A 24,006-nucleotide genomic window follows, 5' to 3' on the forward strand; every position below is an offset into this window, starting at 1 on the left:
GATGCGTCGGAGTATGCGGGCGCTCGGATGGCTTGCTCTTGGCGGACTGCTTGCTTCGCCTGCCTGGGCGGGCACAACAGGCAAGATCGCCGGTCGCGTTACGGATGCGCGCACGGGCGAACCTCTGCCCGGGGTCAACGTGGTCATCGTGGGCACGCTGCAGGGCGCAGCTACGGACGCGGAGGGCTACTATACGATTCTAAACGTCAAGCCCGGCACCTACGCGGTGCGGGCCTCCTTTGTGGGTTATGCTCCGCAGACCGTCGAGAACGTGCGGGTGCAGATCGACAAGACCACGATCGTGAACTTCGCTCTTCGTGAGGAGGCCGTGCAGACGCAAGAGGTCGTCATCACGGCCCAGCGACCCCTTGTGCAGCGGGATCTCACGGCCACGGCCACAGCCGTATCGGCTCAGGAGCTAGCCGTTTTGCCCGTGGAGAACTTTCAAGACGTGATCAACTTGCAGGCGGGCGTCGTAGAGGGCCGCTTCCGGGGGGGAAGGTTGGGGGAGGTGGCCTACATGGTCGACGGGATCCCAATCAACGATGTCTTTTCACGCAGTTTCGCCTTTCAGGTACAGAACAACGCCATTCAGGAGCTTGAGATCATCTCCGGCACCTTCAACGCCGAATACGGGCAGGCCATGTCGGGCGTGGTCAATATCGTCACCCGGGATGGAGGGGACCGATACGCGGGATCGGCAAGCGTCTACGTCGGTTCCTACGTAAGCCGGGAAGGGCAGCTTTTCCCACATCTTACTCCCATCCGGCCCAACCGAGCCCGAGAGTGGCAGGGGCTCTTTAGCGGCCCTGTTCCGGTCTTGGGCCGGCGTGCCGCGTTTTTCCTCTCCGGCCGTTACGCCTACAACGAGGGGCATTTGTTTGGGCGCCGCATCGTGCGGCCCGTAAGCTGGCGAGAAGGCGAAGGTACCTGGGTCGACGTGCAGGGCCGACGGGTTTTCGTGCCCGCTCTGGGCGATAGCGCCTGGGTTCCGATGAACTGGAGCGAACAGCTCACCTGGCAGGGCAAGCTCACGATCCGGCCTTGGGGCGGAAACCGGCTTTCGGTAAGTGGGCTTTGGCAACAAGACCGGGGCAAAGCCTACGATCACCTGTTCCGCTACAACCCCGACGGCTTGCCTACCCGCTACAGCACCGCCTGGTCGGCTACGGCCACGTATACACACGTCTTTAGCCCGCGCGCCTTCGCCGAGCTTAAAGGGGCTCGCTTTCGCAACGAGCTCCGCTCCTACGTCTACGAAGACCCCTTAGATCCCCGCTACCCGCGGGATGACGCCCTGCGCCTGCTGGGCGGCAACTTCTCGTTTTACCGGGGCGGGGCGCGCATGCAGCATTTTCACCGCTACACGCAAACGTGGGTGCTGCGCGCCGACTTTACCGGTCAGCTTACGCGGCAGCATCAACTCAAGACGGGGCTTGAGTTTCGGGCTCATGAGCTTTACGTGCGGGATTTCGAGGTCAAAAACAACCCCTCGACCGGCTTTAGGCCGGCCATTCCGCCCGTAAACACCCCGGATCACGTCCAGTATCGGCGCCGGCCCATCGAGTTTAGCGCCTACCTGCAGGACAAAATGGAGTTCGACTACTTGGTCGTCAACGCGGGCCTGCGCTTCGACTACTTCAACGCCCGAGGAGAGGTGCTGGAGGATTTCGGCCGGCCTCGGACTTCTCCTCGTCGGCCCTCTCGACCGAAATGGCAGCTTTCGCCCCGGCTGGGGCTGGCTTATCCCCTCTCGGAAGCCGGTGTGGTGCACCTGTCCTACGGGCACTTCTTCCAGATGCCCGCTTTCGAGTACCTCTATACGAACCCCGACTACATCTACGACCCCGAACGGGGGCTAAGTCGGGCCTTCGGATACGCCGATCTGGCCCCAGAGCAGACCGTGGCCTACGAGATCGGGCTGCAACAGGCCATAACCCCCGCGATCGGGCTCACCCTTACGGTGTACTACAAGGACATCCGCAACCTGCTCGGCACCCGGCTAGAGGAGATCTCCCCCGGCTACGATGAGCCCTTTCCGTTATCCCGCTACGGCCGGTTTGTGAACCGGGACTACGGACAGGTCAAGGGCTTTTTGGCCTCTTTTGAGCGGCGTCACCTGGACGGCTGGGGGCTGAGCGTCGATTACACCTTCCAGATCGCCCGCGGCAACGCCAGCGATCCGCGTTCGGTGCTGATCAGCGAACAGGAGGGTGTAGAGCCGGAAAAGCAGCTTGTGCCCCTTGATTGGGACCGGCGCCATCAGCTGAACCTGAGCCTGAGCTTAGGCAGACCGGATCGTTGGACCGTCACCCTGGTGGGCCGGTTGGGATCAGGTCTTCCGTACACCCCCTCGATCGCCGACGAACGCATCGCCGTTGAGAACTCAGCCCGTCGGCCCGGCACAAGCCAATTCGATCTGTTCGCGGCGCGCTACTTTCGAGCCGGCCCCTTTCAGTGGGGCGTCTTTGCGCGGATCTACAACCTATTCGACACCCGAAACGAAATCGGGGTCTACACGGACACAGGGCGGGCCTTTCCGAATCTGCGCTACTATTCCGGTGAGCCGCAGGGGCTGAATACCAAGGAGGAATTTCTGCGCAGGCCCGATTTTTACTCCCCGCCGCGGCTTGTGCAACTGGGTCTGCGGGTGGACTTTTAGCGCAAGGACCGGTGTCGCTATGCGGCGTTGCTTGTGTCTACTTGGTCTGCTCCTAGTCGGCCTGCCGCTACGGGGCCAGGACCGGACCCCCCTGGCCTGGGTGGGATCTGAGGCGATCGATCGGCAGACGTTTTGGGAGCGCTACGAACAGAGCCTATGGATCGGCCGGGAGCGAGGCCGCCTGCAAGACGTCCCCAAGCATGGCTTTCTGTTGGCCCTGATCGCCGAGCGGCTGTTGGCCCAAGAAGGGGCTCAGATGAAGCTGGATCAGGCCCCTCCTGTGCGGACTTTGCTCGATGAGATCGAGCGCATGCTGCTTTTGGACGCGCTTTATCGTGTTGAGATCGGAGAGCCGGTCCAAGTGGCGGCTCGCGAGATAGAGGAAGCGGCTTGGCGGCGGCTACAGCCGGTTCACTTCGCCTATGTTGTCCTGGCTAGCTCCGAGCAGGCGGAGGCCGCTCGCGCGAGCTTGCTTCGGGCTTCGGATCCTATAGCGGCCTTCGACTCCCTGCAGCGCGCGCTCGGTCAAGAGGGGCAGCGGCGGATCGGGCGCTGGGGCGACTTCTATGAGCCTATAGAGCGCCAGCTGTACGAGGAGCTCAAGCCCTCCGAAGTGGGCCGTCCCATCGAGGTAGAAGGGCGTTTTTACCTGCTACAGCTTCGCGAGCGCCAGCGGCGCCCGTTTGTCCTGCCCGCGGATCTTGAACAAGCGCGCTACGAGACAGCCCGCATCCTGCGCATGCGGCGGGAGCGGGATCGGTTTTACGCGTTTTTATCGGCCTTCGGACAGGGCAAAACGGCCCAGGTCTCGCAGGAGCTGTTCGAACGCCTCTGTAGGGCGATCACCGAGCGGCTTGCGATCCGGGCGGAAAAGGCCCCTCCGGGACGGCCGTTGCGGCGTTTGGCCGCCGATTGGGCCGCGCTGCGCGCGGCTCTGCAGGACGCGCTTCCGGAGCCCTTCATCGAGGCCCCGAGCTGGAGGCGCTCTTTGGGCTACGTGCTGGACCGGCTTGCGCACCGGTCCTTTGCGGTTGTGCGGCTTGGTCCAACCGTCGCCCACCGGCTTCGGGGGGTTCTTTGGGAGCTGATCGCGGAGGAATTCCTGCTTGAAGAGGTCCGAGCGCGAGGCCTGGAGCAGCGGCCGGAGCTTAGGCGAGATCTGGAGCTGTGGCGCACCGCTTACCTAGCCTGGCGCCGGCAGCGGCTGTTTGCGGATTCCCTGCGGCAAGCCTGGTCGGATCTGGCCTACGGGGTCCGTCTTGTCCGCTGGGAGGCCGCATCCGAGCAAGCGGCCCGGTCCCTGCGTTCGGAGCTGGAACGGGGCCTCATCGTGCCGGCCGATACCACGGAGGAGCTGGCTCCGCTTCTTGCGGAACCCCTGCGGGCGCTCGTTGTGAGCTCGGAAATCGAGCAGATTCTGGGTCCGTTTCCGGAGCGGGGCCAGTGGGCGTTTTATCGCGTGTTGGCGCGTCGCAAGCTTAAGCCGGAAGAGCTTGAAAAGGCCGTGGAGCGAGCTCTGCAGGCGCATATCGCGCATCTGGCTCGACAAGCCGGGGTGCGCATCGATCTGCGGGCCCTAGAGGAGACCCCTGTCAGGACCGCCCACAACTTGCTCGCTGTGCGCCTGCTGGGCTTTGGGTTTCGCCTTCTGAGCGCTCCGCCGGTGTATCCGCTTCTGGAGTGGTACGACCTCATGGACCGCGCTCGCCTGTACGCGGCGCGTCTTCTACCCGCTGCACAGGAGGAGGAGCAATGAGGCGCCCGGGTCTTCTGGGGCTGGCTCTTTTGGCGGGTTGGCTTTCCCTTGGCGTTCCCCCCGCGTGGGGGCAACGCAAACCCGATCCCAACAAGGGCGACAACAAGTGGACGCAGTGGGGGGTTCTGGACGGCAACCGGGTCCGTACGCTCTTCGCCAATCACGGCGAGGTGGCGCGTTGGCCCGATCAACCCTCCGGGGAATGGCCCAAGGGCAGCGGCCGGTCCTACGTAGACGGGGTGGCTGTGGTCGTCTCCGCCCGCACGCGCGACAGCCGGGGGCAGTGGATTTATCCCATGAGCACGAACTATCGGGAGTTCATCGACCGGGACCCCATCACGAAGGTGCCCTGGGGGTGGGCCCCACTGCCGGGTTATGCGAATCCGCGTCAGCCCTCCCCCGCCCGGTCTGATGATCCCGGCACCTGGCCCCCGTTTTGGCCGGATCGGCCTATGGACTGGGCCGGCTTCTGGAACGGTTATTTTGGCAAAGGGGTCCAAAACGCCGACGTGGAGACGTACTTCGTCTTCGACGATAGCCCGGATCGGGAGTGGACCCTGCCCCCGCATCGGTTCTTCCCGGATCCCTCGGACACGACCCGGGGCGGATTGGGCCTGGAAGTGGCCACGCGCGGCTTTCAATGGAGCCATCCTCTGGCGCAGGATGTGATCTTCTGGCACTACGAGATCACCAACGAGGGCAAGACCTCCTACGATGAGGCGTACTTCGCTCAGTACATCGACTGGGGCGTGGGAGGAACGGACGACTCCGGTGATGATGAAGGCGCCTACAATACGTTTTGGGACCTGGCTTTTGCTTGGGACGCCGACGGCATCGGCACGCCGGGCCGATGGGCCCCCGTGGGCACGGCTGGATACGCTTTTCTAGAGTCCCCGGGTAACCACACGAACGCGCGCGACGACGACGAGGACGGCATCACAGACGAGCGCCGCGACTCCGGCCCCGGACAGCTCATCGTGGGCAAAGAGGCCATAGGCGCCTACCTGCGGGCCCGCTACAACCTGGTCCGCTTTGAGCGCTTCTACGGCCCTCTAGAGGATCTCCCCGCCTATCGGATAGGGCGCTGGTGGACGGGTGATGAGAACCTGAACTGGGTGGGTTTCGAGGACCTAAACGGCAACGGCCGCTGGGATCCGGATGAACCCTTAAACGACGACCTGGGGGCCGATGGGCTTGGACCTGGCATGCCGGGTTATGAGGGCCCGGATGCGGGCGAGGGCGACGGGATGCCGACGGCGGGAGAGCCCAACTTCGACGCCACGGACAAGGACGAATCCGATCAGATTGGGCTTACGGGTTTCGCCATCTTCGATGTGCATCGCTATGAACTCATCGATGATGAGGAGAACTTCCGGCTCTTTTCGCGTGGCCTTCCTCCGCTGGATACCGTCTTAGCCGGCGGCCGGAACCTGGGCATGTTTTTCTCCTCAGGGCCCCTGCCGCTACGCGTTGGACAGACGGAGCGCTTTTCGATGGCGCTTCTGTTCGCGGAGAAGGATTATACCGATCCGCGGCGGATTGACAACTCCGCGCTGGCGCGCAAAAAGGAAACGGTTCAGCAGATCTACAACGCCAACTACCGCTTCGCTCGGCCTCCAGACAAGCCCAAGCTGCGCGCCTTCGCCGGCGACGGACAGGTGGTGCTCGTCTGGGATGATCTGGCCGAGCGCTCCTTCGACCCCTTTACGCGCGAGCGCGATTTCGAGGGCTACATGATCTTCAAGTCCACCGAACCCAACTTTTTGGAAAACCTCCTTATCACGGACGCTTACGGCAACCCTACGCTGCAGAAGCCGATCGCCCAGTTTGATCTTAAAAACGGCCTCCGGGGGCCGCATCCCGTCTCCATAAACGGAGTGCAGTTCAACCTGGGCACGGACTCGGGCCTGCAGCATAGCTTCATCGACCGCGACGTGCGCAACGGCACCACGTACTTCTACGCTGTCGTCGCCTACGATCGGGGCTGGATCCAGCGCAACGTAGACGGTTCGGTTGCCACAAACCCGGACGGCACCGTACGGGGGATTGCACCGAGCATGACCACGGCCGTGATCAAGCCCCTGCCGGGGGGGCGCTACTACACGGACGTGAACACAGCGGTCGTAACGCCCCGGCCTCCGGCCGCCGGATATGTGCCGCCGGAGCTTCTCGAATGGCAGGTCCGCACCGTGGGCACGGGCTCGATTCAGGTGCAAATTGTGGCCCCCTCGATGATCGAGCGGCCGGCGCGCTATCGGATCACCTTTCAAAATCCCTCCCCATGGGGCAACGGGGCCCAGGTGCGCTACCGCCTGGAAAACCTCACCACGGGACAGCTGCTTGAAGAAGGGCTCATCCAGGACGGGCGTCGGGAGCTACCCTTGTACGACGGCTTCATTGCGGAGCTGCGCTCTCCGACTCAGGTGGCTCTAATCGATACGAGCGTTCGGCTCACGGACCGCAGGAGTACGTATGCCCCTCTTGTGCGGCCGGGTACGGTCAGCACGGTCGTTGCCACGCGCTTTGAGCCTCTGCCGGCTGATTTTGAAGTGCGCTTCACGGAGGGCTTTGCCGACACTTCCCGGCGTCTTGCCTTCGGCCTGCGCGAGATCCCGACGCCCTTTTACATCCAAAACCTCACCACAGGCCAACGGCAGCCGTTTATTCTGATCGAGGACGTCGACTCCCTGCGCAACGGTCGCTATGACCACGGAGATCTGATTATTCTCGTCATGGGCGAGCGGCCCGGCGAACCCCCCGTCTTTCAGGGCGGGCGCTGGCGCGCCTCTTGGGCGATTCGGATCGTGCCACCGGATCCGGATCTGGAGCCCGGAAAGCCGCGCATCCCGCCGCGTCCGGGCACGGTGCTGCGCTTTCGCACCGAAAAGCCCTTCCAAACGGGCGATCAGGTGAGCTTCGCAATCACACCCCCTGCCTTTGACCCTGAACGGGCTCGCGAACGGCTGCGCACCATATATGTGGTGCCGAACCCCTACGTGGCCACAAGCCTCTTTGAGCCTCCCAATCCCTACAAAGCGGGCCGGGGCGAACGCAGGCTGTATTTCCGCAATTTGCCCCCGGAGTGCACGATCCGGATTTACACCATCACGGGGCACCTGGTGCAGACGCTTTACCACAAATCGGATCTGGACAACGGCCAACTTGCCTGGGACCTAACGAACAAGGACGGCATGAACATCGCCTACGGGGTCTACATCTTCCACGTTGAGGCTCCGGGCATCGGGGAATACGTGGGTCGCTTTGCTGTAATCAAGTAGGCGGGAAGATGCACGCGCGCGCTCTTGCGTTGTCTTGGCTCTGCTGGGGCCTTCTTTGCGGACCGCTGGGTGCGCAAAACCGGCCCGTATCCAAGGTGGGCACTACGGCAGCGGCTTTCCTGGAGATCGGCGTTGGCGCTAGAGCCCAAGGCCTAGGCGGAGCTTTTGTTGCCCTGGCCAATTCCGCCGAGGCGCTGTATTGGAATCCGGCTGGTCTGGCCCAGCTAAGTGCTCATGAGGCGTTTTTGACCCACAGCCGCTGGCTGGCGGAACTGACCTTCGACTATCTAGGTGTGGCCCTCAGGTTAGATCCTTGGGGGACTTTGGGGGTCTCTGTCACCCGCCTGGGTATGCCGGAGATGCTTGTGCGCACCGAGGACCGTCCGGAGGGGACTGGCGAGTGGTTTGGCGCCTCGGATTTGGCCGTAGGGCTTTCCTATGGACGCCCTATCACGGATCGCTTCTCGATCGGCTTTACGGTCAAGTACATCGAGCAGCGCATTTGGCACACCTCGGCTGTCGGGTTTGCTGCGGATCTGGGGACGCAGTTCCGTACCGATTTCTTTGGCGGGCTCGTAATAGGGGCCTCTATTACCAACTTCGGCACGGATATGCGCCTTTCGGGGCGCGATCTGCGCGTTTTTGTCGACCCCGACCCTCGCCAGCTCGGCAACAACAGCCGCATTCCGGCCAACCTCGAGACTGAGGCCTGGAGCCTGCCCGTGCACTTTCAGGTCGGGGTCGCCACGACCGCCCTGCGCACCCCGTTTCACCGGCTCTCGCTTGCGGCCGACGCCGTCTATCCGAGCTCCAACTACCAGTCCCTGAACGGAGGGTTGGAGTACAGCTTCCGAGATCGCTTGTGGCTGCGTCTAGGCTATCAGAACGCCCTTCTGCGCGACGGAGAGGGGGGCTTTAGCTGGGGGTTGGGCCTGCTACAGCCTTTGCCCTATCCGCGAGGCCGAGCTCGCATCGATTACGCCTATCGCGCCTTTGGGCGCTTGGGCGCCGTGCATGTGCTCAGTCTGGGGGTGAGCTTCTGATGCGCCATCGCGCCTGGCTCTGGGGGCTCTGGACCTTGGCGTTGGGTTGCGCCTCGGATCGTCCGCCGCCGCAGAAGGCCTCGACAGGTCCGATTGAACTGCTCTACTGGTGCGCCCCTAATCCGGATGAGGTCGCCATAGCGCGAGAGCTGGTGGCAGCCTGGAACCGACGACATCCCGAGGTGCGCGTACGCCTGCAGCCGCTTCCGGCTGGGCAGTCCAGCGAAGAAGTGCTGCTGGCCGCTGTGGCGGCCCGCACCACGCCGGATGTGTGCTCTAATATCTGGCCCGGTATAGTGCCGGATCTGGCCCGCGCAGGGGCGCTTCTGGCCCTGGATGCGATGCCGGGCTTTGACTCGCTCGTTCGGAGTCGCCTTCCGGAGGGGATGCTGGAGGCATTTCGTTCCGCCGACGGGCGCGTCTACCAGCTGCCCTGGAAGACCAACCCGATTCTGATGCAATACAATGTACGGCTGCTTCGGGAGGCGGGCTTCTCCAGACCGCCCCGCACGTATTCGGAATATCTGGAGGCTGCCGCCCGCCTTCGGCGCGATCTGGACGGAGACGGCACCCCGGATCGCTGGATGGGCTTTCGCGACATCCGGCCCATTTGGTGGCAGCGCTACTTTGACTTTTACGCCTTTTACTTGGCCGCATCCGGGGGCCGGAGCCTCTTCGATGCGCAGGGCCGGCTTGTGCTCGATACGGCCGCGGCGGCCAAGGTTTTGGGCTTCTTCCAGGTTCTATTTGAGCGCGGATACTATCCACGCTCCACGCTGGTCGGCAACGCCTTCTTAAATGGCCGCATCGCCACGGAGTTCACAGGTCCGTGGATCCTGGCCTATCTGGAAAAGTACGCCCCCCCGGATCTGGAATACGACTACGCGCCGCTTCCCGTGCCCGATGGTCACCGGGGTCCGGTCTACACCTACGGGGATCACAAAAACATCGCCATCTTCTCCACAAGCCGTCATCCGGAGGCCGCGTGGCGTTTTGTGCAGTACCTGGTCTCCGAAGAGGCCGATCGGCTGCTGCTGCTGCGGGCTCAGCAGCTACCCATCCGTCGGGGCTTGCTGGAGGATCCGGATTTCGCCCCGATTTTCGCCCGCCACCCTAAGCTGCGCCGGTTCGCCGAGCAGGTGCCCTACAGCCGGGCTGTAGACGGGGTACGGGATTTAAAAGAGATCCTGGACGCGGTAGCCCGACAGTTCGAGCGCGCCTCCGTGTACGGCCGCGTCTCGCCTCAGGAGGCGGTCCGACGTCTGGTAGCGCGCATTCGGCTGATTCAAGAGTGGGCCTCCTAGAGTATGAAGAGGCTTCGCCTTCGGCTCAACCCGGCCTACGCGCTCGTAGCCCCGTATGTGCTGCACGGCCTTTTGTTCTTGGGCTATCCTTTGCTGTTTGCCGCCCTGCTGGTCGTGCACCGCTGGGATGTGCTCACCCCCATGGAGTTCGTGGGCCTGAAGAACATCCTTCGGCTTGCGCGCGATGAGCTTTTCTTCCGGGCCCTATGGAATACCGGCCTGTTTTTGGCCGTGCATATTCCGCTGCAGATCGCGCTCGCCTTGGGTTTGGCCCTGCTGCTCAATCAGCCCTTGCGGGGTCGGGGCTTGTTTCGCGCCCTGTATTTTTTGCCCGTGGTCGTCTCCGGGGTTGTGGTGACTTTGCTGTTTCAGCAGCTTCTGGCCTACGAGAACGGGGCGCTTAACGAGCTACTGCGCAAACTGGGGCTGGGGCGGGTGCCCTGGTTGATTTCGGAGCGATGGGCCATGCCCTCGATCGCCCTGGTCGCCACCTGGAAAAACGTGGGACTTTATGTGGTGCTGTTTTTGGCGGGCCTGCAGCAGATCCCGGAGGAATTTTACGAGGCCGCACGTCTAGAGGGGGCCGGAGCCTGGCAGATGTTTTGGCGCATCACGCTGCCCTTGCTCAACCCCACGTTGGTGGCCGTAGTGGTGCTCTCCACCATAGGCGGGTTTTCGCTTTTTATCGAGCCGTACGTGCTCACAGGCGGCGGTCCGATGGACGCCACGCTTTCGGGGATGCTCTACATCTACCAGCAGGCCTTTTACTTCAATCATATGGGCTACGCGGCCACCTTAGGTCTATGCTATGCGCTTGTGATCTTCGTCGTTGTCTGGCTGCAGCGTCGTTGGGTGGAGGAGCGTGTGCATGGCTAAGCATAAGCTGCCGCTGTGGGCGCAGCTAGGCGCCTATGGGCTTTTGGTGTCAGGCGGGCTGCTGTTTGCCGGACCCTTTTTGTGGCTGCTGGGATCGAGCTTTAAGCCCGAGCCGGAGGTCGGAGCCCTTACGCCTTGGCCTGTAAGCTTTTGGACCCTGGAATCGTATCGGTTCGTTTGGGAACGATTGCCCATACTGCGGGGCTTGGCCAACAGCCTGCTGGTGGCCGGCTCCGTTACGCTGTTGGTGCTGCTGACGGGCGCCATGGCGGGATATGCCCTGGCCCGCCTGCGTTGGCGCGGCCGGGAGTTTCTGTTCAACCTCGCGCTTTTCACGATGACCGTTCCGGGCATCCTGCTTTTGATCCCGCTATATACGCTCATCGTGCAGCTGGGTTGGACGGATTCCCCTCTGGGGCTCATCGCCCCTTATGCGGCAAACGCTATGGCCGTGCTCATCTTCCGACAAAGCTTTCTAAGCATTCCGCAGGAGCTGCTGGATGCGGCTCGCTTAGACGGCTGCTCTGAGTGGCGCCTGCTCTGGACGGTCGTCTGGCCCCTTTCCAAGCCCGCCTTCGCGACGGTGGGGATTCTCACGTTCCTGAGCACCTGGAACGAAGTGCTGTGGCCGCTTATGGTCGTGCGCGATGAGCGCTGGATGACCCTACCTCAGCTGGTGACACTTTTCGCCGTGGGGGGTGGGGCCGAGGCCCAGATGGGCCCGCAGCTGGCGGCGGCCGTGTTGCTGGCGCTTCCCGTGGTCGCGGCATATGCGATTCTGCAGCGGCATTTCGTACGCAGCCTGGCCCAAACGGGGTTAAAAGGATAGGGACGATGCTGTTCAAGCTACGCGGGCCCTGCCTGCTTGCTTCGCTTGCGCTCTCCTGCAGCGCCGCCTCCGGACCCGCGGAGCCGGATGCGGCTTCCCCGCTGCTCAACTTCCGTCATCTGGAGCACCTGAGCCAAGAGCTGACCGTAGGCGGGGTGCGCTACCGCATCGTGCGCATCTACGCGGAGGCCCCGGATTACCGGTGGGTGGGGGATCCGGATGAGGGGATCGCCTGCTTGGACGATGCGGCGCGGGCCGCCGTGTTGTACCTGCGTCATTATGAGCTGACCGGCGCGGAGGACTCCCGCCAAAAGGCCGAGGCCCTGCTGCGGTTTGTCATGTACCTGCAGCGCGAAGACGGGCTTTTCTACAACTTCGTCTGGGACGAAGGGCTGCGCATCAACACTACGCACCCCAACAGCCGCGCCGAGGGGGTCAGCTGGTGGGCGGCTCGGGCCGCCTGGGCCTTAGGCGAAGGGGCGCGCGTGCTTGCCGCCGCCAATCCGGACTTCGCCCAAGCTTGTCGAAGGCGGCTAGAGCGCCTGCGGCCGCATCTGGAAGCCCTCGCGGCCCGTTATCCCCAGATGAGCGCCTATGGGGGGCGACTTTACCCCACGTGGCTCGTCGGCGAACAAGCGGCCGACGCGACAAGCGAACTGCTGCTGGGGCTTGTGGCCGTACAACGCGCCGCCTCTGATGCGCGCTGGCAAGCGCTCATTGAGCGTTTCGCCGAAGGCATCGCCCGCATGCGCTGGGGCTCCATGAATCGATTCCCCTGGGGGGCGCACGCCTCCTGGCGTGACCTCTGGCACGGATGGGGGAACAGCCAAGCCTGGGCCCTGGTTGAAGCGGGCCGGCCGGGGGAGGCCGAATACGAGGCCCGGCACTTCTACAGCCGGTTGCTCCTAGAGGGTTGGATGCGGGAGTTTCGTCTCTCGGATTCGACCCAAATCGAGCTTTTTGAGCAGATCGCCTATATGGTGCGTCCCGTGGTCATGGCGCTGCTGCGGCTGTACACCCACACGGGGCGTTCCGAATACGCCGTTATGGCTGGGCTGGCCGCCTCCTGGTTTTGGGGCAACAACCCCGCGGGCCAGCCCTTATACGATCCGACCACCGGCCGGGGCTACGACGGCATCCCCGGACCCGGCCAGGTCAACCGCAACGCGGGGGCGGAATCTACGATCGAAGCGCTCCTGGTGATGTTGGAACTCGAGCGCGTTCCCGAAGCCCGCCGCTGGCTTAGAGCACGCGCCCTGGGGCCGCAACAAGAGCGCGTCTTAGACGGGCAACGGTATCGATACCGGCTCTTTGCCGTTCCTTCTGAAGCGCAAACCCAACGCGTGGCGATCGTGCTCAATCTAACCCAAGAGACGCTACAGGTGCTTCAGGGCGCCGCCCTGGAGGCGTTTTTGTCGCGCATGCAGGGATCATGAGCCTCTTTGTTCGCCAACGTCAGCCCGTTCTGGGCCCAATGCTGGAGCTGCCCTGGGCGAGCGGGGCCGTCTTCAACCCCGGCGCCTGGTACGACGGGGAACGCGTGCATCTGCTATTTCGGGCCGTCGCGGCCGGATACCGTCGGGTCCGATTGCCTCAGAGCCGGCCCTACGAGGCGGCCTTTGGTTTTGAGCCGTACGTGTCCTGTATCGGCTACGCTTGGAGCACCGATGGGGTGCACTTTACGGTGCATCCGGAGCCCGTCTTGCGCCCCGAAGAGCCCTATGAGCGCTTCGGGGTCGAAGATCCTCGGGTAGCCCGCTTTGGCGATCGGTACCTGATCACCTACACGGCCCTGGGCCGGCCGGCCTTTGAGGTGCCGGGGGGCGTGCGCATCGCGCTAGCCGCCACGCGCGATTTTCTAGGCATAGAAAAATGGGGCCTCATCGGGCCGGACCACACGGACAAAGACGCCGTGCTCTTTCCCCGACCCATCGGGGGTCGCATCGGTCTGCTACATCGGATCGCGCCCTCTATCCAGCTGGCTTGGTTTGATAGCCTAGAGGCCTTGCGCCATCCGCCGGCTCATTACTGGGGGGACCATCTGCGGGAGCTGGAGCGGCATACGATCCTGCGCCCGGAGTTCCCCTGGGAGGCCAAAAAGATCGGGGCCGGCCCCACTCCGATCGAGACCGAACACGGATGGCTGCTGCTCTACCATGGCGTCGACGCCCGGCATGTCTATCGTATGGGCGCGGCCCTGTTGGACCGGGAAGACCCCAGCCGGGTCGTGGCCCGCTCCCCGATCCCGTTGCTGGAGCCCGAGCTTGACTTCGAACGCCATGGCGACGTGCCGAACGTGGTTTTTCCCCAGGGCGCCGTTGTGCTGGGCGATGAGCTCTACGTTTACTACGGGGCGGCCGACAAGCGGATTGGGCTTGCCCGAGCGCCCCTTGACGCCGTGCTGAGTTGGCTCCTGGACGTCTGCGTGCTAAAAGGATAACCCTCGTGAACCCCTCCCCGTCTTCTGTGCCCGTGTGCCGGCTACACGGCGGCCAGCCCATATTGGAGGCCGTGCCGGAGTCTGCCTGGCAGGGGCGTGTTGTGCTCAATCCGGCTGCGGTCCTCATCGAAAGCGGAGCGGAGCTGGAGCGACTCATGGCCCGCTGGGGGCTTGCCGAGGCGCAGCGTGAGCGCCTGCGGCGGGCCGGCGGAGGGGTGGTGATGCTCTATCGCGCCCAGGGCGCCCGCTCAGGGCCCTGGAACGTGGCCCCCTCCTCGATAGGGCTTGCGCTCTTTACGCCGGAGCTGGAGCTCCTTTGGCGCCATCCGGAGCCCGTGCTCACGCCGGGGGCGTGGTTTGATCGGCTGGGGGTCGAAGATCCCCGCTGCACCCGGGTGGGCGACGCCTACTACCTGTTTTACACGGGCTTTACAGCCCAGCGGGAAGGCGCACTCGAAGAGGTCGCAGAGGTGCGGATTCTGTGGGCGGTGACGCGCGACTTTCTGTCCTGGGACGTAAAGGGGCCCGTGGAGGGGGATCTGAACCGTTTTCCTAACAAAAACGCCGCGCTCCTGCCGGAGCCCGTCGGCGGACGCTGGTATCTGCTGCATCGGCCCATGGCCGGGCCCGATGCCATGGCCATTCATCTGGCCTCCGCGCAGACCCCCGAGGGACCCTGGCGCACCGAGGGGATGCTCATGCGCAGCTATGCGTATGCCGCCTTCGCCCGCTCCTGGGTCGGCGCCGCCGGACCCCCACTTGCGCTCGGAGGGGGGCGATTTCTGATGCTCTACCACATCGGCCACTACAAGAGGCCCGATCAGCGGGAGCGGGAATACCATCTGGGCGCGGCCCTGCTGGACTTGAACGCGCCGCCGGAGGCGCGCGTGCGATCGCGCCTGGAGCCCATCCTAAAACCCGAGGGGCCGCTTGAGCGGAGCGGCGATCCCGAGCTGGGGGTCGACAACGTGGTCTTTAGCTGCGCCCAGTACGTCTGGCGGGATCAGCTCATCATCCCCTACGCGGGGGCCGATAGCCGCATCTTCGCCGCCGCCGTGCCGCTTGTGGAGCTCGTGCGCGCGCTCCAGTCCCAGTCAGGCTAGCGCTGCGGCTGGGAGCCTGCCGCGTTTGTTTCCTGCTCGACCCAGTCGGCTACGAACACGTTCGTATCTCGGGTGCCTCCGTTGAAGCGGTTGGAGCACCAGACGAGCTTTCGGCCGTCGGGCGAAAACATGGGGAAGGCGTCAAAGGCCTCATCAAAAGTCACCTGCTCAAGGCCGGTCCCGTCTAGGTTGATCAGAAACAGGTTGAACTGCCGGCCCCGCTTAGTGGCCAGCGTGTGGTGGTTGGAGGCGAAGATGAGTTTGCGGCCGCTTGGATGAAAAAATGGCGCCCAGTTGGCCCCGCCGAGCCGGGTGACCTGGCGCTTGTTGGAGCCGTCGGCGTTCATGACCCAAATCTCCATCTCCGTCGGCTCTACTAGCCCCTGAGCCAGGAGCTCCCGATAGCGCATAGAATCGGCGGCTGTGCGCAGACTGGCCGTGCGGCGCCAGGCGATGAGCGAACCATCGGGCGAAAAGACCGCCCCGCCGTCATAGCCGAGCTCATGAGTCAACTGCGTCATGGCGCCGGTCTGCAAGTCGAGCTTCCACAAGTCCAGGTCCCCGCTGCGGGCCGAGGTGAAGACCACGTAGCGCCCATCCGGCGAGACGGTGGCCTCCGCATCGTAGCCCGGCCCGCCGACGAGCACACCCAATAGCTGCCCTTGCGCCGTGGCGTGGTAGATGTCGTACTCCGGATGCACAGGCCACACGTAACGCCCCCCGGCGAACATGGGCGAATGGGGGCAGGCGGGGTTGGCCGCATGCGTAGACGCGTATAGGATTGAACCGTCCTTGAGGAAAAAGCCGCACGTGGTGCGCCCCTTGCCGGTTGAGACCAGCCGGGGCGGGGCGGAGGCGTCAACGGGTATGATGAATTGCTGATCGCATCCTTGCGGGTTGATGCGCGGATCATCGCTCTGGAAGATCAACCAGCGGCCATCGAAGCTGAAGTAGGCCTCTGCGTTGTTCCCCCCAAAGGTGAGTTGGCGGACGTTGCGCAGGTAGCGCTCCTGCGGGTAGCGCAGCGAATCCGACGGGTGCGCTACGAGGGCGGCAAAAAACAGAAGCCCGAGCATGATGATGCTTCCCTTATCGCTACAGAGACGTCCCCTTAAACCAGGCCAGAACAAAACGGGGTTTCGGCCGGACTATGAAAAGTTTATGAATCCAGGCTCGTTGCGAGAAGTTCCTAAACGCAAAAAAGCCCGCTTGCGCGGGCCTACTTGAGGGGCTAGCCGGGGGAGGAATTATGGCTGCCAGAAATAAAGCAGCAGCAGCACGCTCCCCAGCAGGGCGAGGTTTTTAAGAAAATGGATCTGCTCCGCCATGCGCTGAGTGGGGTCTTGCACAGCCCAGAAGGCGTGCATCCAAGGGGTGACCACGACGAAAAAGAGCACCAGGGCCCAAAGGCCGATCTGCGTGTAGCGGCCGAGCAGGATCGCAAGCCCGCCTGCGGCCAACAGGAGCCCCGTTACGATCACGGCCGCCGCCGGAGCTGGCACACCTTTGGATGCCGCATAGCCGCTCATAGCCCGAACGTTGGCGAAATGGTTGAAGGCGTTGAACAGAAAATATCCCCCCATCAAGATGCGGCCGAGCCAGAAAAGGGCTTGTTCCATAGAACAACCTCCTATTATGTGTGGACCTTCTGGAGAACACAGAAAGTTTAAATGCCTAACCGAACACGACGGGCAAGGTACTTTTTTCGCTATACTTTGTCAAGTAATACAAATAAAAAAGTGAAAATGTCGGAAGCCACTCAACCCAAGCGATCTCCAAAGGAATCGGAGGCGTTTTGCCCCGTATATGCGGCCGTCGATTTGCTGCAGGCCAAATGGACGCTGCATATCGTGCGGGCCCTTCTGGAGGGCGATAAGGGCTTCAACGAGCTCGCCCGCGCTGTGGGCGGCTGTAACCCTGCCACGCTGACCCAGCGCCTGGAGCATCTGGTGGCCGTGGGGGTGATCTCCAAGACCGTCGAATCGCACATGCCCCCCCGCACGCGCTATCGACTAACGGAAGCAGGGCGAGCGCTAGAGGCCGTGATCGCCTCCATTGAGGCCTGGGCGCGGCGCTATCTTCCGCATCAAGTTGCTGGCTAGCCCACGACAGCCGTATCTTAAAAGTCAATCAGCCCAAAACAAAGGATAGCCACCATGGCCAGACGCGACGAGCTTACGGGCAAGGGACCTGTATCCGGTTTTCACGTATCGCACGCCAACAACCACACGAAGCGGCGTTTTCTGCCCAACCTGCAGAAAAAGCGCTTCTACGTGCCCGAAGAAGGACGCTGGGTTACGCTCAAAGTCTCGGCGCAGACCATCAAGACGATCGAGAAAAAGGGCATCTACGCCGTACTGCAGGAGGCCCGCAAAAAGGGCATCAAGGTCTAGTCCATGCGCGCAACCGCCCTGGGACTGCTCCTGAGCCTTGCGCCAAGCCTTTGGGCTCAGCATCCCCCGTACATCTACGACGCCGATCGGCTTCCGGCCGACTTTCATCGGGATCGTCGCGAGCGCATCCTGGAGCGGATCGGGGCCGAAGGGCTGGCTGTTTTCTTCAGCAACCCCGTGCGCAACCGATCCAACGACGTAGACTATTCCCCCTATAAGCCAGACAATAACCTTTACTACCTTACAGGCCTGGATGAGCCCGAGGCTGTGCTTGTGCTCTCCGGGACTCCTCTGGAGGTAGCAGGGCGCCGGACGCGCGAGGTGGCCTTCGTGCGACCCCGCGATCCGGAGCGCGAAATCTGGACCGGCCGCCGGTTGGGCCCGGAACTGGCCGAGCGCCTTCTGGGCCTGGAACGAGCCCTCCCGACGACGCGTTTTCCGGGCTGGATCGACTCGCTACTGCGCCGCTTCTCCGGAACGGTTTACCTGCTGCCCCCTCCCGAAGGCGTGGCGCAGGGAAGCGAGCTAGCGCGGCAGCTGGAGGCCGTATACCGAGCCCTAGGCTATCGGCCCCCAGGCCCTCAAGAACGCCGGCTGCGCGCGCTTCTTGCCGGGGCCGACACGCCGGAACGCTTCGAGCGGGCTCGCGCGATTTTGCGTTCGGCCTCCTGGACGGTGTCCGATACGACGCTCAATCGGCTCGCGGCGCGCCTACAGGTCGCAGCGCGCTTTGAGGACTGGAACGCCCTGCGCGCTCGCTGGTTGGAGCGTTCGGATGGCCGTCCCCGGGTCGACGACGCGAGTCTGGGGCGCTGGATGGCCGAGCTGCGGCAGGTCAAAACGGAAGCCGAGCTACGCCTGCTCCGGCGGGCCATAGCCATCACCGTGGAGGCGCACCGAGAGCTTATGCGGCAGGCCAGACCGGGTATGCACGAATACGAGCTGCAAGCCATCGCGGAATACGTCTTTAAGCGCCGCGGCGCTCAAGCTCCGGGTTTTCCCTCGATCGTAGGCAGCGGTGAGAACACGGTCATCCTCCACTACGAAACCAACCGCCGTCAGAGCCGTCCGGGGGATCTGGTGCTCGTGGACATCGGGGCCGAATATCACGGCTATACGGCCGATGTGACGCGCACGTTTCCCATCTCGGGCCGCTTTAGCTCCGAGCAACGGGCGATCTACGAGGTGGTGCTCGCCGCACAAGAGGCCGTATTTCGGGCTGTAAAGCCCGGGGCCACCTTGGCCGAGTTGAACGCGATCGCCCGCCGCGAGATCGCGCGCGGTCTTATGCGCCTAGGCCTGATCGGAAGCGAAGCCGAGGTGGGCCGATATTTTATGCACGGCGTGGCGCATCACATCGGACTCGACGTACACGACGTGTCCACAGGTTCCCCGCTGGAGCCCGGCATGGTGATCGCGGTGGAGCCGGGCGTCTATATCGCCGAGGGCTCCCCGTGTGAGCCTAAGTGGTGGAACATCGGGGTGCGTATCGAAGACGACTTGCTCATCACGCCACAGGGCTACGCCTTGCTTTCCGAAGGCGCCCCCCGCACGGTGGCCGAGATCGAGGCTTTGATGCGCAGGGGTCGCCAAGAACGTTAACGCGCCGACACCAAGTGGAGCGTGGATAACCATGGCTAAGGCAAAAGGAAACCGAGTACAGGTCATTCTGGAGTGCGTCTCTTGCAAGCAGGGCTTCCATCCGGGTGTGTCGCGATACGTGACCACCAAGAACCGACGCAACACGCAACAGCGCCTGGAGCTGCGCAAATATTGCCGTTATGAGCGCAAGCATACGCTCCATCGCGAGGTCAAATAAGCGCTCGGCCTAAATCTGGAGGGCCCTTTGAGCCATGGCGAAAAAACAAGTAGCGACCTTCAAACCCAAAGAGAAAAAAGAGCCCACTAAGCTTGTGGCCCGCGTCGTGTATGCAGAGCGCAACGAGCGCGGGGGATGGTCGTATCGGGATCGGATCATCCCGGTCTCTGAATTGGACGCCTTTGCGACGGCGTTGAAGAGCGGAAGTCGTTAATCCCCCCAGGTACCGGGGCTCTTTCGAAGATACCCCACGCACCGGTGGGGTCGCGCGGAGCCATGTTCGTCGTAGTCTCACCTCTTCTGGCGTCTCATGAGCTCACTACGGACTCGGAGGCGCTCGCAAACGCAATCCGCGCCCTTAAGGCGGAAAAGCAAGCCGTACTGCTCGCCCACTACTATCAAGACCCTAGCATCCAGGACCTAGCCGATTACGTGGGCGATAGCCTCAACCTGGCGCGTCAGGCCGCCCGCACCCAGGCGCGCATGATCGTCTTCGCCGGGGTGCATTTCATGGCCGAGGTGGCCAAAATGCTCAACCCCGAAAAGAAGGTGATTTTGCCCGATTTGGAGGCAGGCTGCAGCCTGGCCGATAATTGCCCTCCGGAGGCCTTCGCCGAGTTCGTGCGCGCGCATCCGGGTCATGAGGTCGTGGTTTACATCAACACCTCAGCTGCGGTGAAGGCCCTGGCCGACGTGGTCGTCACCTCCAGCAACGCCGAGCACATCATCGGCCAGATCCCGGAGGAGCGCCCGATTCTGTTCGCCCCGGATCGCAACCTGGGCCGCTATCTACAGCGCCGCACGGGCCGGCAGATGGTGTTGTGGGAGGGCACTTGCGTGGTGCACGAGGCCTTCTCGGTGCAGCGCATCCTGGAGCTCAAGGCCCAGTATCCGGAGGCCCTCCTGCTAGCCCATCCGGAGTGCGAGGAGTCCGTGCTAGCCTTGGCCGATTTCGTGGGATCCACGACGGCCATAGCTCGCTACGCCAGCCAAAGCCCCGCCCGGGTCTTCATCGTGGCCACGGAGCCGGGCATCCTACACCGCATGCGCCAGGAAAGCCCTCAGAAGACGTTTATCCCTGCGCCACCGCGCACCGAATCCTGTTCTTGCCAAGAGTGCCCCTACATGCGCCGGATCACGCTGCAGAAGATCTATCAGAGCCTTCTGGAGGAGGGTCCGGAGATCACGCTGCCCGAAGCGCTGCGGCAGCGCGCGCTGCGTCCCATCGAGCGCATGCTTGCCCTCAGCGCGGGCATTCCATAAGGTGAAGGACGGAATAGCGATGCGGAATCGAAGATCGCCGACTCTACTTCTAGGAGCCTGGGGTCTGGGGATTGTGGGCATCGGGCCCTCGGGCGCCTGCGCGCAAGTTGCCTTATTGCCGCCGCGACCTGAGATCACGGCAGAGGAGTTTCTGTATCACGTGCGTGTTTTGGCCTCGGATTCTTTAGAAGGCAGGGGGGCCGGAACGGAGGGGGGCCGCAAAGCGGCCCGGTATCTGGCGGAGTGGTTCTCCCGCCTCGGGCTTAAACCCCTGGGGGAGGCCCAAGGCCAGGGGCCGGCGGGGCCTTACGGACAGGCCTTTACCTTTACCAGCGCTCTGCGCGCTGAGCCTGGTGTCAGCGCAGTTGTGCTCGCCGGACGGCGCTACGCGGAAGAGGTGCGTCCGGCCTGGATTTCCGCCTCTGGCCGGGCATCGGGGCCCCTGTTTTGGGTGGGCTATGGGATTCATGCGCAAGATCCGGCTCGCGATGACTACGCGGGCCTGGATCTGTCCGGGGCTGTCCTGATGCTGCTGGAGGGCTACCCGGGGGCCCCCAACCCGCATGCGCCCCTTGCGCCGGCGGGTTCTCTGCGCCGCAAAGTCGAAGCCGCCGCAGCGCGCGGAGCCCGAGCCGTGATCGTGCTTGTGGACAGCTTGCGCGCCCCGGAGCCCACCTTTGATCCGGCCCGCACAAGCCCCGCCCCGATTCCCGTCCTGGAGGTAGGGCCTCGTTCGGCTCAGGCCCTGCTTGCCGCGCTTGGGCTTAGCAAGGAGCGCCTGCGCGCAGAGGCCGAGGCGGGCCAACCGGGCCGGCCGCTGGGTCACGACGTAACGGTAGAGGCCTCGATTGCGCGCATCTCCAGCACGGACTACAACGTAGTGGGCTTTTGGCCTGGGCAGGGGCCTAACCGCGACGAGGTCCTTATTGTGGGCGCCCACTACGACCATCTCGGTTGGGGTGGGCCCGGAAGCCTGGCGCCTGGTCAACGAGCCATACACTATGGGGCCGACGACAACGCCTCCGGCGTGGCCGGCCTGCTGGAGCTAGCCGCCTACTGGACGGCCAAGCCCCGCAACCGCTCGGCGCTCTTTATCGGCTTCGGGGCCGAGGAGCGCGGGCTAATCGGATCGGCCCACTTCGTACAACATCCGCCGGCCGAAGCGCCGCGGGATCGCTGGGTCGCCATGCTCAACTTGGACATGATCGGCCGGCTTCGAGACGGCGCCCTTTCGCTGCACGGCACGGGCACTTCGCCGGTTTGGCCGCAGCTCCTGGGGCGGCTGTTTGCGAGGCTGGACACAACGGGCCTGCGCATCCGCCTTGTGCCCGGAGGACAAGGGCCAAGCGATCACGCCTCTTTCTACGCCCAGGGCGTGCCCGTTTTACACGCCTTTACGGGCACGCACTCCGACTACCACCGGCCCACGGATCGTCCGGAGCGGATCGATGCCAACGGCGCCCGGCGCGTTCTGGAGCTTTTGGCCTACCTGTTGGACGCCCTAGATACCCTGTCGGTTCGTCCCGCCTTTACGCAGACGACCGACCCGGCCCCGCGACCGGTCGCCACGTTTCGGGTCTCGCTCGGTGTTTTGCCCGATTACGGCTACTCCGGGGAAGGGCTGCGCATTACGGGCGTCACGGAGGGAAGACCGGCGGCGCGCGCCGGGCTTAAGGCCGGGGACGTTATCGTGCGCATTGGCTCCTACACGGTGCGCGACATCTACGACTACATGGAGATCCTGAGCAGGCTCCGGCCTGGGGAGCGCGTGCCGATCGAAGTGCGCCGAAACGGGGAGTTGCTGCGCCTGGAGCTCGCTCTCTAAGAGGGGCCGTAGCCGGAGGGCACAAGGCGCCCTTTCCATTGGACCCTTCCGCGACGGTGCTGACGCCAGGAGTGCAGAGCTAGCACGGCGACTCCAAGGGCGCCTATAGGATGCAAAAGCACGCTATCCGGGGGATGCCGATAGAAGAGAGCGGCGAGTGCGCGCCAAAGCACATTGAGCCCCGCCAGAGCCGCCGCTTCAGGGGAGCCAGCGGCCCATAGCGCATAAGGAGCGACGATCCAGAACAGCACGCCCAGCCCCAAGAGTCCCACCGCCCAAGATCGGTAGCCCAGCAGCCCGAAGAGGTTCTTGCTGAAGCCCTCCCAGACCTCGCGGGCCGACCGGTACATGCGGCCGAAGACCATCCCCCGGCCCGATACGACGATCATGCGCCCGCCGGCTCGCTTCAGGCGACGGGCCAGCACCACGTCCTCCAGCACCTCAGCCCGCACGGCCTCATGTCCGCCGATGCGCTCGTAAGCCTCTCGGCGCCAGGCCATCCATTGCCCATTGGCGGCGGCCAGGGCCGGATGCCGAAACCGGTAGCTTGTCCACAGCGGAAGGACGCTATAGAGCCACACGTCGTGCACCAGGGGCACCCAGAGCCGTTCGGCCCACGTCAGCACGCGCTGCTGCGGAAAGGCGCTCAACAGGTCCACGCGCAGGCGCTCCATCCAACCCACGGTGCGCCACAGGGCCTCAGGATGATGCCAGGTGTCGGCGTCCGTAAACAGCAAAATCCGCCCCGTTGCGGCCTGAGCGAGCTGCCAACAAGCCCAGTTTTTGCCCGTCCATCCGGCCGGCGTGGGGCTTCCCCGCAGCGCCCGAAACCGCGGATCTCGGCTCGCCCACCGGCTGGCGATCGCGAAGGTTTCGTCCGTGGATTGATCATCGAGGACAAGCACCTCGAAGTCGGGATAGCGCTGCCGGCAGAGCGCCTCCAGGCATCGGGGCAGGTTGTGGGCCTCGTTGCGAGCGGGCACCAGCACGGACACCCGGAGCGGACGTTCGGGATCCGGCCCCCGAGTCAAATAAGGCCCCCGCAGCCCGTTGTAGAGCGTAATCAACACGAGGGTCGCTAAAAGAACGGCCCCTATGATCAGCCCGACTTCCGTCTTCGCCTCTCCTGCGGAGAAAGCCGCCCCTCAAGCAGAAAACGAAACACAAGACCCTGGCGCACGCCGGCCTCCAACTCCGAAAGCAGACGGGCTAGCTCAGCCTCCATATCCGCTAACGAAGGCCCCGCAGAGCCGGGCTCCCAAAGCCAGCCGCGACCAAAGCCCGCGTAGAGCTCCGGCCGCACATGCTCCCACAGCAGCGGATATATGCCCACGGTCTGCACCCACAGGGGCACTTCTGCGCGTCGCAACAAGAGCTCCAGACCTCGGGCAAACCGAATCGGGCTGCCGTACGGT

General features: G+C 63.8%; 21 protein-coding genes. 17 read left to right on the forward strand and 4 right to left on the reverse strand.

Annotation, left to right across the window (positions count from 1 at the left end; all coding sequences use genetic code 11):
- The first annotated feature begins 13 nt into the window (after window positions 1-13).
- The 10 genes from NZ993_09120 to NZ993_09165 are packed head-to-tail and all read left to right on the forward strand — an operon-like array spanning window position 14 to window position 15,291.
- Window positions 14-2,662: a TonB-dependent receptor gene (locus NZ993_09120; GenBank protein ID MCS7155946.1), complete on the forward strand. Its 2,649-nt coding sequence runs from the start codon at window positions 14-16 to the stop codon at window positions 2,660-2,662.
- A gap of 19 nt (window positions 2,663-2,681) precedes the next feature.
- Window positions 2,682-4,418 (forward strand): hypothetical protein, encoded by a 1,737-nt coding sequence (locus tag NZ993_09125; GenBank protein MCS7155947.1) that lies wholly within the window; start codon window positions 2,682-2,684, stop codon window positions 4,416-4,418.
- Window positions 4,415-7,696, forward strand: coding sequence for a hypothetical protein (locus tag NZ993_09130; GenBank protein ID MCS7155948.1), 3,282 nt, complete (start codon window positions 4,415-4,417; stop codon window positions 7,694-7,696). Before NZ993_09125 ends, NZ993_09130 begins: the two co-directional genes overlap by 4 nt.
- An 8-nt stretch (window positions 7,697-7,704) precedes the next feature.
- Complete coding sequence (locus tag NZ993_09135) at window positions 7,705-8,739, forward strand: PorV/PorQ family protein (GenBank protein MCS7155949.1); 1,035 nt, start codon at window positions 7,705-7,707, stop codon at window positions 8,737-8,739.
- The gene (locus NZ993_09140; GenBank protein ID MCS7155950.1) at window positions 8,739-10,043 is read left to right on the forward strand and encodes an extracellular solute-binding protein; all 1,305 of its coding nucleotides are present in this window, start codon (window positions 8,739-8,741) and stop codon (window positions 10,041-10,043) included. Before NZ993_09135 ends, NZ993_09140 begins: the two co-directional genes overlap by 1 nt.
- A 3-nt stretch (window positions 10,044-10,046) precedes the next feature.
- Window positions 10,047-10,919, forward strand: a complete 873-nt coding sequence (locus NZ993_09145) for a sugar ABC transporter permease (GenBank protein MCS7155951.1) — start codon at window positions 10,047-10,049, stop codon at window positions 10,917-10,919.
- Window positions 10,912-11,748, forward strand: coding sequence for a carbohydrate ABC transporter permease (locus NZ993_09150; protein ID MCS7155952.1), 837 nt, complete (start codon window positions 10,912-10,914; stop codon window positions 11,746-11,748). Before NZ993_09145 ends, NZ993_09150 begins: the two co-directional genes overlap by 8 nt.
- Window positions 11,749-11,753: 5 nt before the next feature.
- Window positions 11,754-13,184, forward strand: coding sequence for a hypothetical protein (locus NZ993_09155; GenBank protein ID MCS7155953.1), 1,431 nt, complete (start codon window positions 11,754-11,756; stop codon window positions 13,182-13,184).
- Window positions 13,181-14,188, forward strand: coding sequence for a glycosidase (locus NZ993_09160; GenBank protein MCS7155954.1), 1,008 nt, complete (start codon window positions 13,181-13,183; stop codon window positions 14,186-14,188). The genes NZ993_09155 and NZ993_09160 overlap by 4 nt, the downstream gene beginning before the upstream one ends.
- 5 nt (window positions 14,189-14,193) lie before the next feature.
- On the forward strand, window positions 14,194-15,291 hold the full coding sequence (locus NZ993_09165) for a glycosidase (GenBank protein ID MCS7155955.1): 1,098 nt from the start codon (window positions 14,194-14,196) through the stop codon (window positions 15,289-15,291).
- On the opposite strand, the gene NZ993_09170 is transcribed toward NZ993_09165, so the two are convergent.
- On the reverse strand, window positions 15,288-16,367 hold the full coding sequence (locus NZ993_09170; GenBank protein MCS7155956.1) for a hypothetical protein: 1,080 nt from the start codon (window positions 16,365-16,367) through the stop codon (window positions 15,288-15,290). The genes NZ993_09165 and NZ993_09170 overlap by 4 nt on opposite strands.
- Window positions 16,368-16,538: 171 nt before the next feature.
- Window positions 16,539-16,910: a DoxX family membrane protein gene (locus NZ993_09175; GenBank protein MCS7155957.1), complete on the reverse strand. Its 372-nt coding sequence runs from the start codon at window positions 16,908-16,910 to the stop codon at window positions 16,539-16,541.
- Window positions 16,911-17,036: 126 nt separating this feature from the next.
- Here NZ993_09175 and NZ993_09180 point away from each other — a divergent pair, with 126 nt between their 5' ends.
- The 7 genes from NZ993_09180 to NZ993_09210 all read left to right on the forward strand — a co-directional run bounded on the left by NZ993_09180 (window position 17,037) and on the right by NZ993_09210 (window position 22,591).
- On the forward strand, window positions 17,037-17,393 hold the full coding sequence (locus NZ993_09180) for a helix-turn-helix transcriptional regulator (GenBank protein MCS7155958.1): 357 nt from the start codon (window positions 17,037-17,039) through the stop codon (window positions 17,391-17,393).
- Window positions 17,394-17,447: 54 nt separating this feature from the next.
- Entirely contained in the window at window positions 17,448-17,684 is a 237-nt protein-coding gene (rpmB, locus tag NZ993_09185; GenBank protein MCS7155959.1) for a 50S ribosomal protein L28, read from the forward strand.
- A 3-nt stretch (window positions 17,685-17,687) separates the two neighbouring features.
- Window positions 17,688-19,286, forward strand: coding sequence for an aminopeptidase P N-terminal domain-containing protein (locus NZ993_09190; GenBank protein MCS7155960.1), 1,599 nt, complete (start codon window positions 17,688-17,690; stop codon window positions 19,284-19,286).
- Window positions 19,287-19,317: 31 nt separating this feature from the next.
- Window positions 19,318-19,503 (forward strand): 50S ribosomal protein L33, encoded by a 186-nt coding sequence (gene rpmG, locus NZ993_09195; protein MCS7155961.1) that lies wholly within the window; start codon window positions 19,318-19,320, stop codon window positions 19,501-19,503.
- Between the two features lie 34 nt (window positions 19,504-19,537).
- The gene (locus tag NZ993_09200) at window positions 19,538-19,717 is read left to right on the forward strand and encodes a hypothetical protein (GenBank protein MCS7155962.1); all 180 of its coding nucleotides are present in this window, start codon (window positions 19,538-19,540) and stop codon (window positions 19,715-19,717) included.
- Between the two features lie 62 nt (window positions 19,718-19,779).
- Window positions 19,780-20,766 (forward strand): quinolinate synthase NadA, encoded by a 987-nt coding sequence (gene nadA / locus NZ993_09205; GenBank protein ID MCS7155963.1) that lies wholly within the window; start codon window positions 19,780-19,782, stop codon window positions 20,764-20,766.
- Window positions 20,767-20,785: 19 nt separating this feature from the next.
- Window positions 20,786-22,591: a M28 family peptidase gene (locus NZ993_09210; GenBank protein ID MCS7155964.1), complete on the forward strand. Its 1,806-nt coding sequence runs from the start codon at window positions 20,786-20,788 to the stop codon at window positions 22,589-22,591.
- Here the strand turns inward: NZ993_09210 and NZ993_09215 are convergent.
- Window positions 22,588-23,661, reverse strand: coding sequence for a glycosyltransferase family 2 protein (locus NZ993_09215; protein ID MCS7155965.1), 1,074 nt, complete (start codon window positions 23,659-23,661; stop codon window positions 22,588-22,590). The two genes, NZ993_09210 and NZ993_09215, sit on opposite strands and share 4 nt — an antisense overlap.
- A 29-nt stretch (window positions 23,662-23,690) precedes the next feature.
- Window positions 23,691-24,006, reverse strand: a 316-nt coding sequence (locus tag NZ993_09220; GenBank protein ID MCS7155966.1) for a hypothetical protein, incomplete at its 5' end; no start/stop codon positions are given.

Source organism: Bacteroidota bacterium, from assembly GCA_025059945.1.
Taxonomy (GTDB): domain Bacteria; phylum Bacteroidota; class Rhodothermia; order JANXDC01; family JANXDC01; genus JANXDC01.

What these genes read in the sequence shown, in the direction of transcription:
- NZ993_09200 (MCS7155962.1), top strand. Translation starts at nt 19,538, where the DNA reads ATGGCGAAAAAACAAGTAGCGACCTTCAAACCCAAAGAGAAAAAAGAG.
- NZ993_09190 (MCS7155960.1), top strand. Translation starts at nt 17,688, where the DNA reads ATGCGCGCAACCGCCCTGGGACTGCTCCTGAGCCTTGCGCCAAGCCTT.
- NZ993_09155 (MCS7155953.1), top strand. Translation starts at nt 11,754, where the DNA reads ATGCTGTTCAAGCTACGCGGGCCCTGCCTGCTTGCTTCGCTTGCGCTC.
- NZ993_09170 (MCS7155956.1), bottom strand. Translation starts at nt 16,367, where the DNA reads ATGCTCGGGCTTCTGTTTTTTGCCGCCCTCGTAGCGCACCCGTCGGAT.
- NZ993_09175 (MCS7155957.1), bottom strand. Translation starts at nt 16,910, where the DNA reads ATGGAACAAGCCCTTTTCTGGCTCGGCCGCATCTTGATGGGGGGATAT.
- NZ993_09150 (MCS7155952.1), top strand. Translation starts at nt 10,912, where the DNA reads ATGGCTAAGCATAAGCTGCCGCTGTGGGCGCAGCTAGGCGCCTATGGG.
- NZ993_09130 (MCS7155948.1), top strand. Translation starts at nt 4,415, where the DNA reads ATGAGGCGCCCGGGTCTTCTGGGGCTGGCTCTTTTGGCGGGTTGGCTT.
- rpmB (MCS7155959.1), top strand. Translation starts at nt 17,448, where the DNA reads ATGGCCAGACGCGACGAGCTTACGGGCAAGGGACCTGTATCCGGTTTT.
- rpmG (MCS7155961.1), top strand. Translation starts at nt 19,318, where the DNA reads ATGGCTAAGGCAAAAGGAAACCGAGTACAGGTCATTCTGGAGTGCGTC.
- NZ993_09145 (MCS7155951.1), top strand. Translation starts at nt 10,047, where the DNA reads ATGAAGAGGCTTCGCCTTCGGCTCAACCCGGCCTACGCGCTCGTAGCC.
- NZ993_09120 (MCS7155946.1), top strand. Translation starts at nt 14, where the DNA reads ATGCGGGCGCTCGGATGGCTTGCTCTTGGCGGACTGCTTGCTTCGCCT.
- NZ993_09160 (MCS7155954.1), top strand. Translation starts at nt 13,181, where the DNA reads ATGAGCCTCTTTGTTCGCCAACGTCAGCCCGTTCTGGGCCCAATGCTG.
- NZ993_09210 (MCS7155964.1), top strand. Translation starts at nt 20,786, where the DNA reads ATGCGGAATCGAAGATCGCCGACTCTACTTCTAGGAGCCTGGGGTCTG.
- NZ993_09180 (MCS7155958.1), top strand. Translation starts at nt 17,037, where the DNA reads ATGTCGGAAGCCACTCAACCCAAGCGATCTCCAAAGGAATCGGAGGCG.
- NZ993_09125 (MCS7155947.1), top strand. Translation starts at nt 2,682, where the DNA reads ATGCGGCGTTGCTTGTGTCTACTTGGTCTGCTCCTAGTCGGCCTGCCG.
- NZ993_09135 (MCS7155949.1), top strand. Translation starts at nt 7,705, where the DNA reads ATGCACGCGCGCGCTCTTGCGTTGTCTTGGCTCTGCTGGGGCCTTCTT.
- nadA (MCS7155963.1), top strand. Translation starts at nt 19,780, where the DNA reads ATGTTCGTCGTAGTCTCACCTCTTCTGGCGTCTCATGAGCTCACTACG.
- NZ993_09140 (MCS7155950.1), top strand. Translation starts at nt 8,739, where the DNA reads ATGCGCCATCGCGCCTGGCTCTGGGGGCTCTGGACCTTGGCGTTGGGT.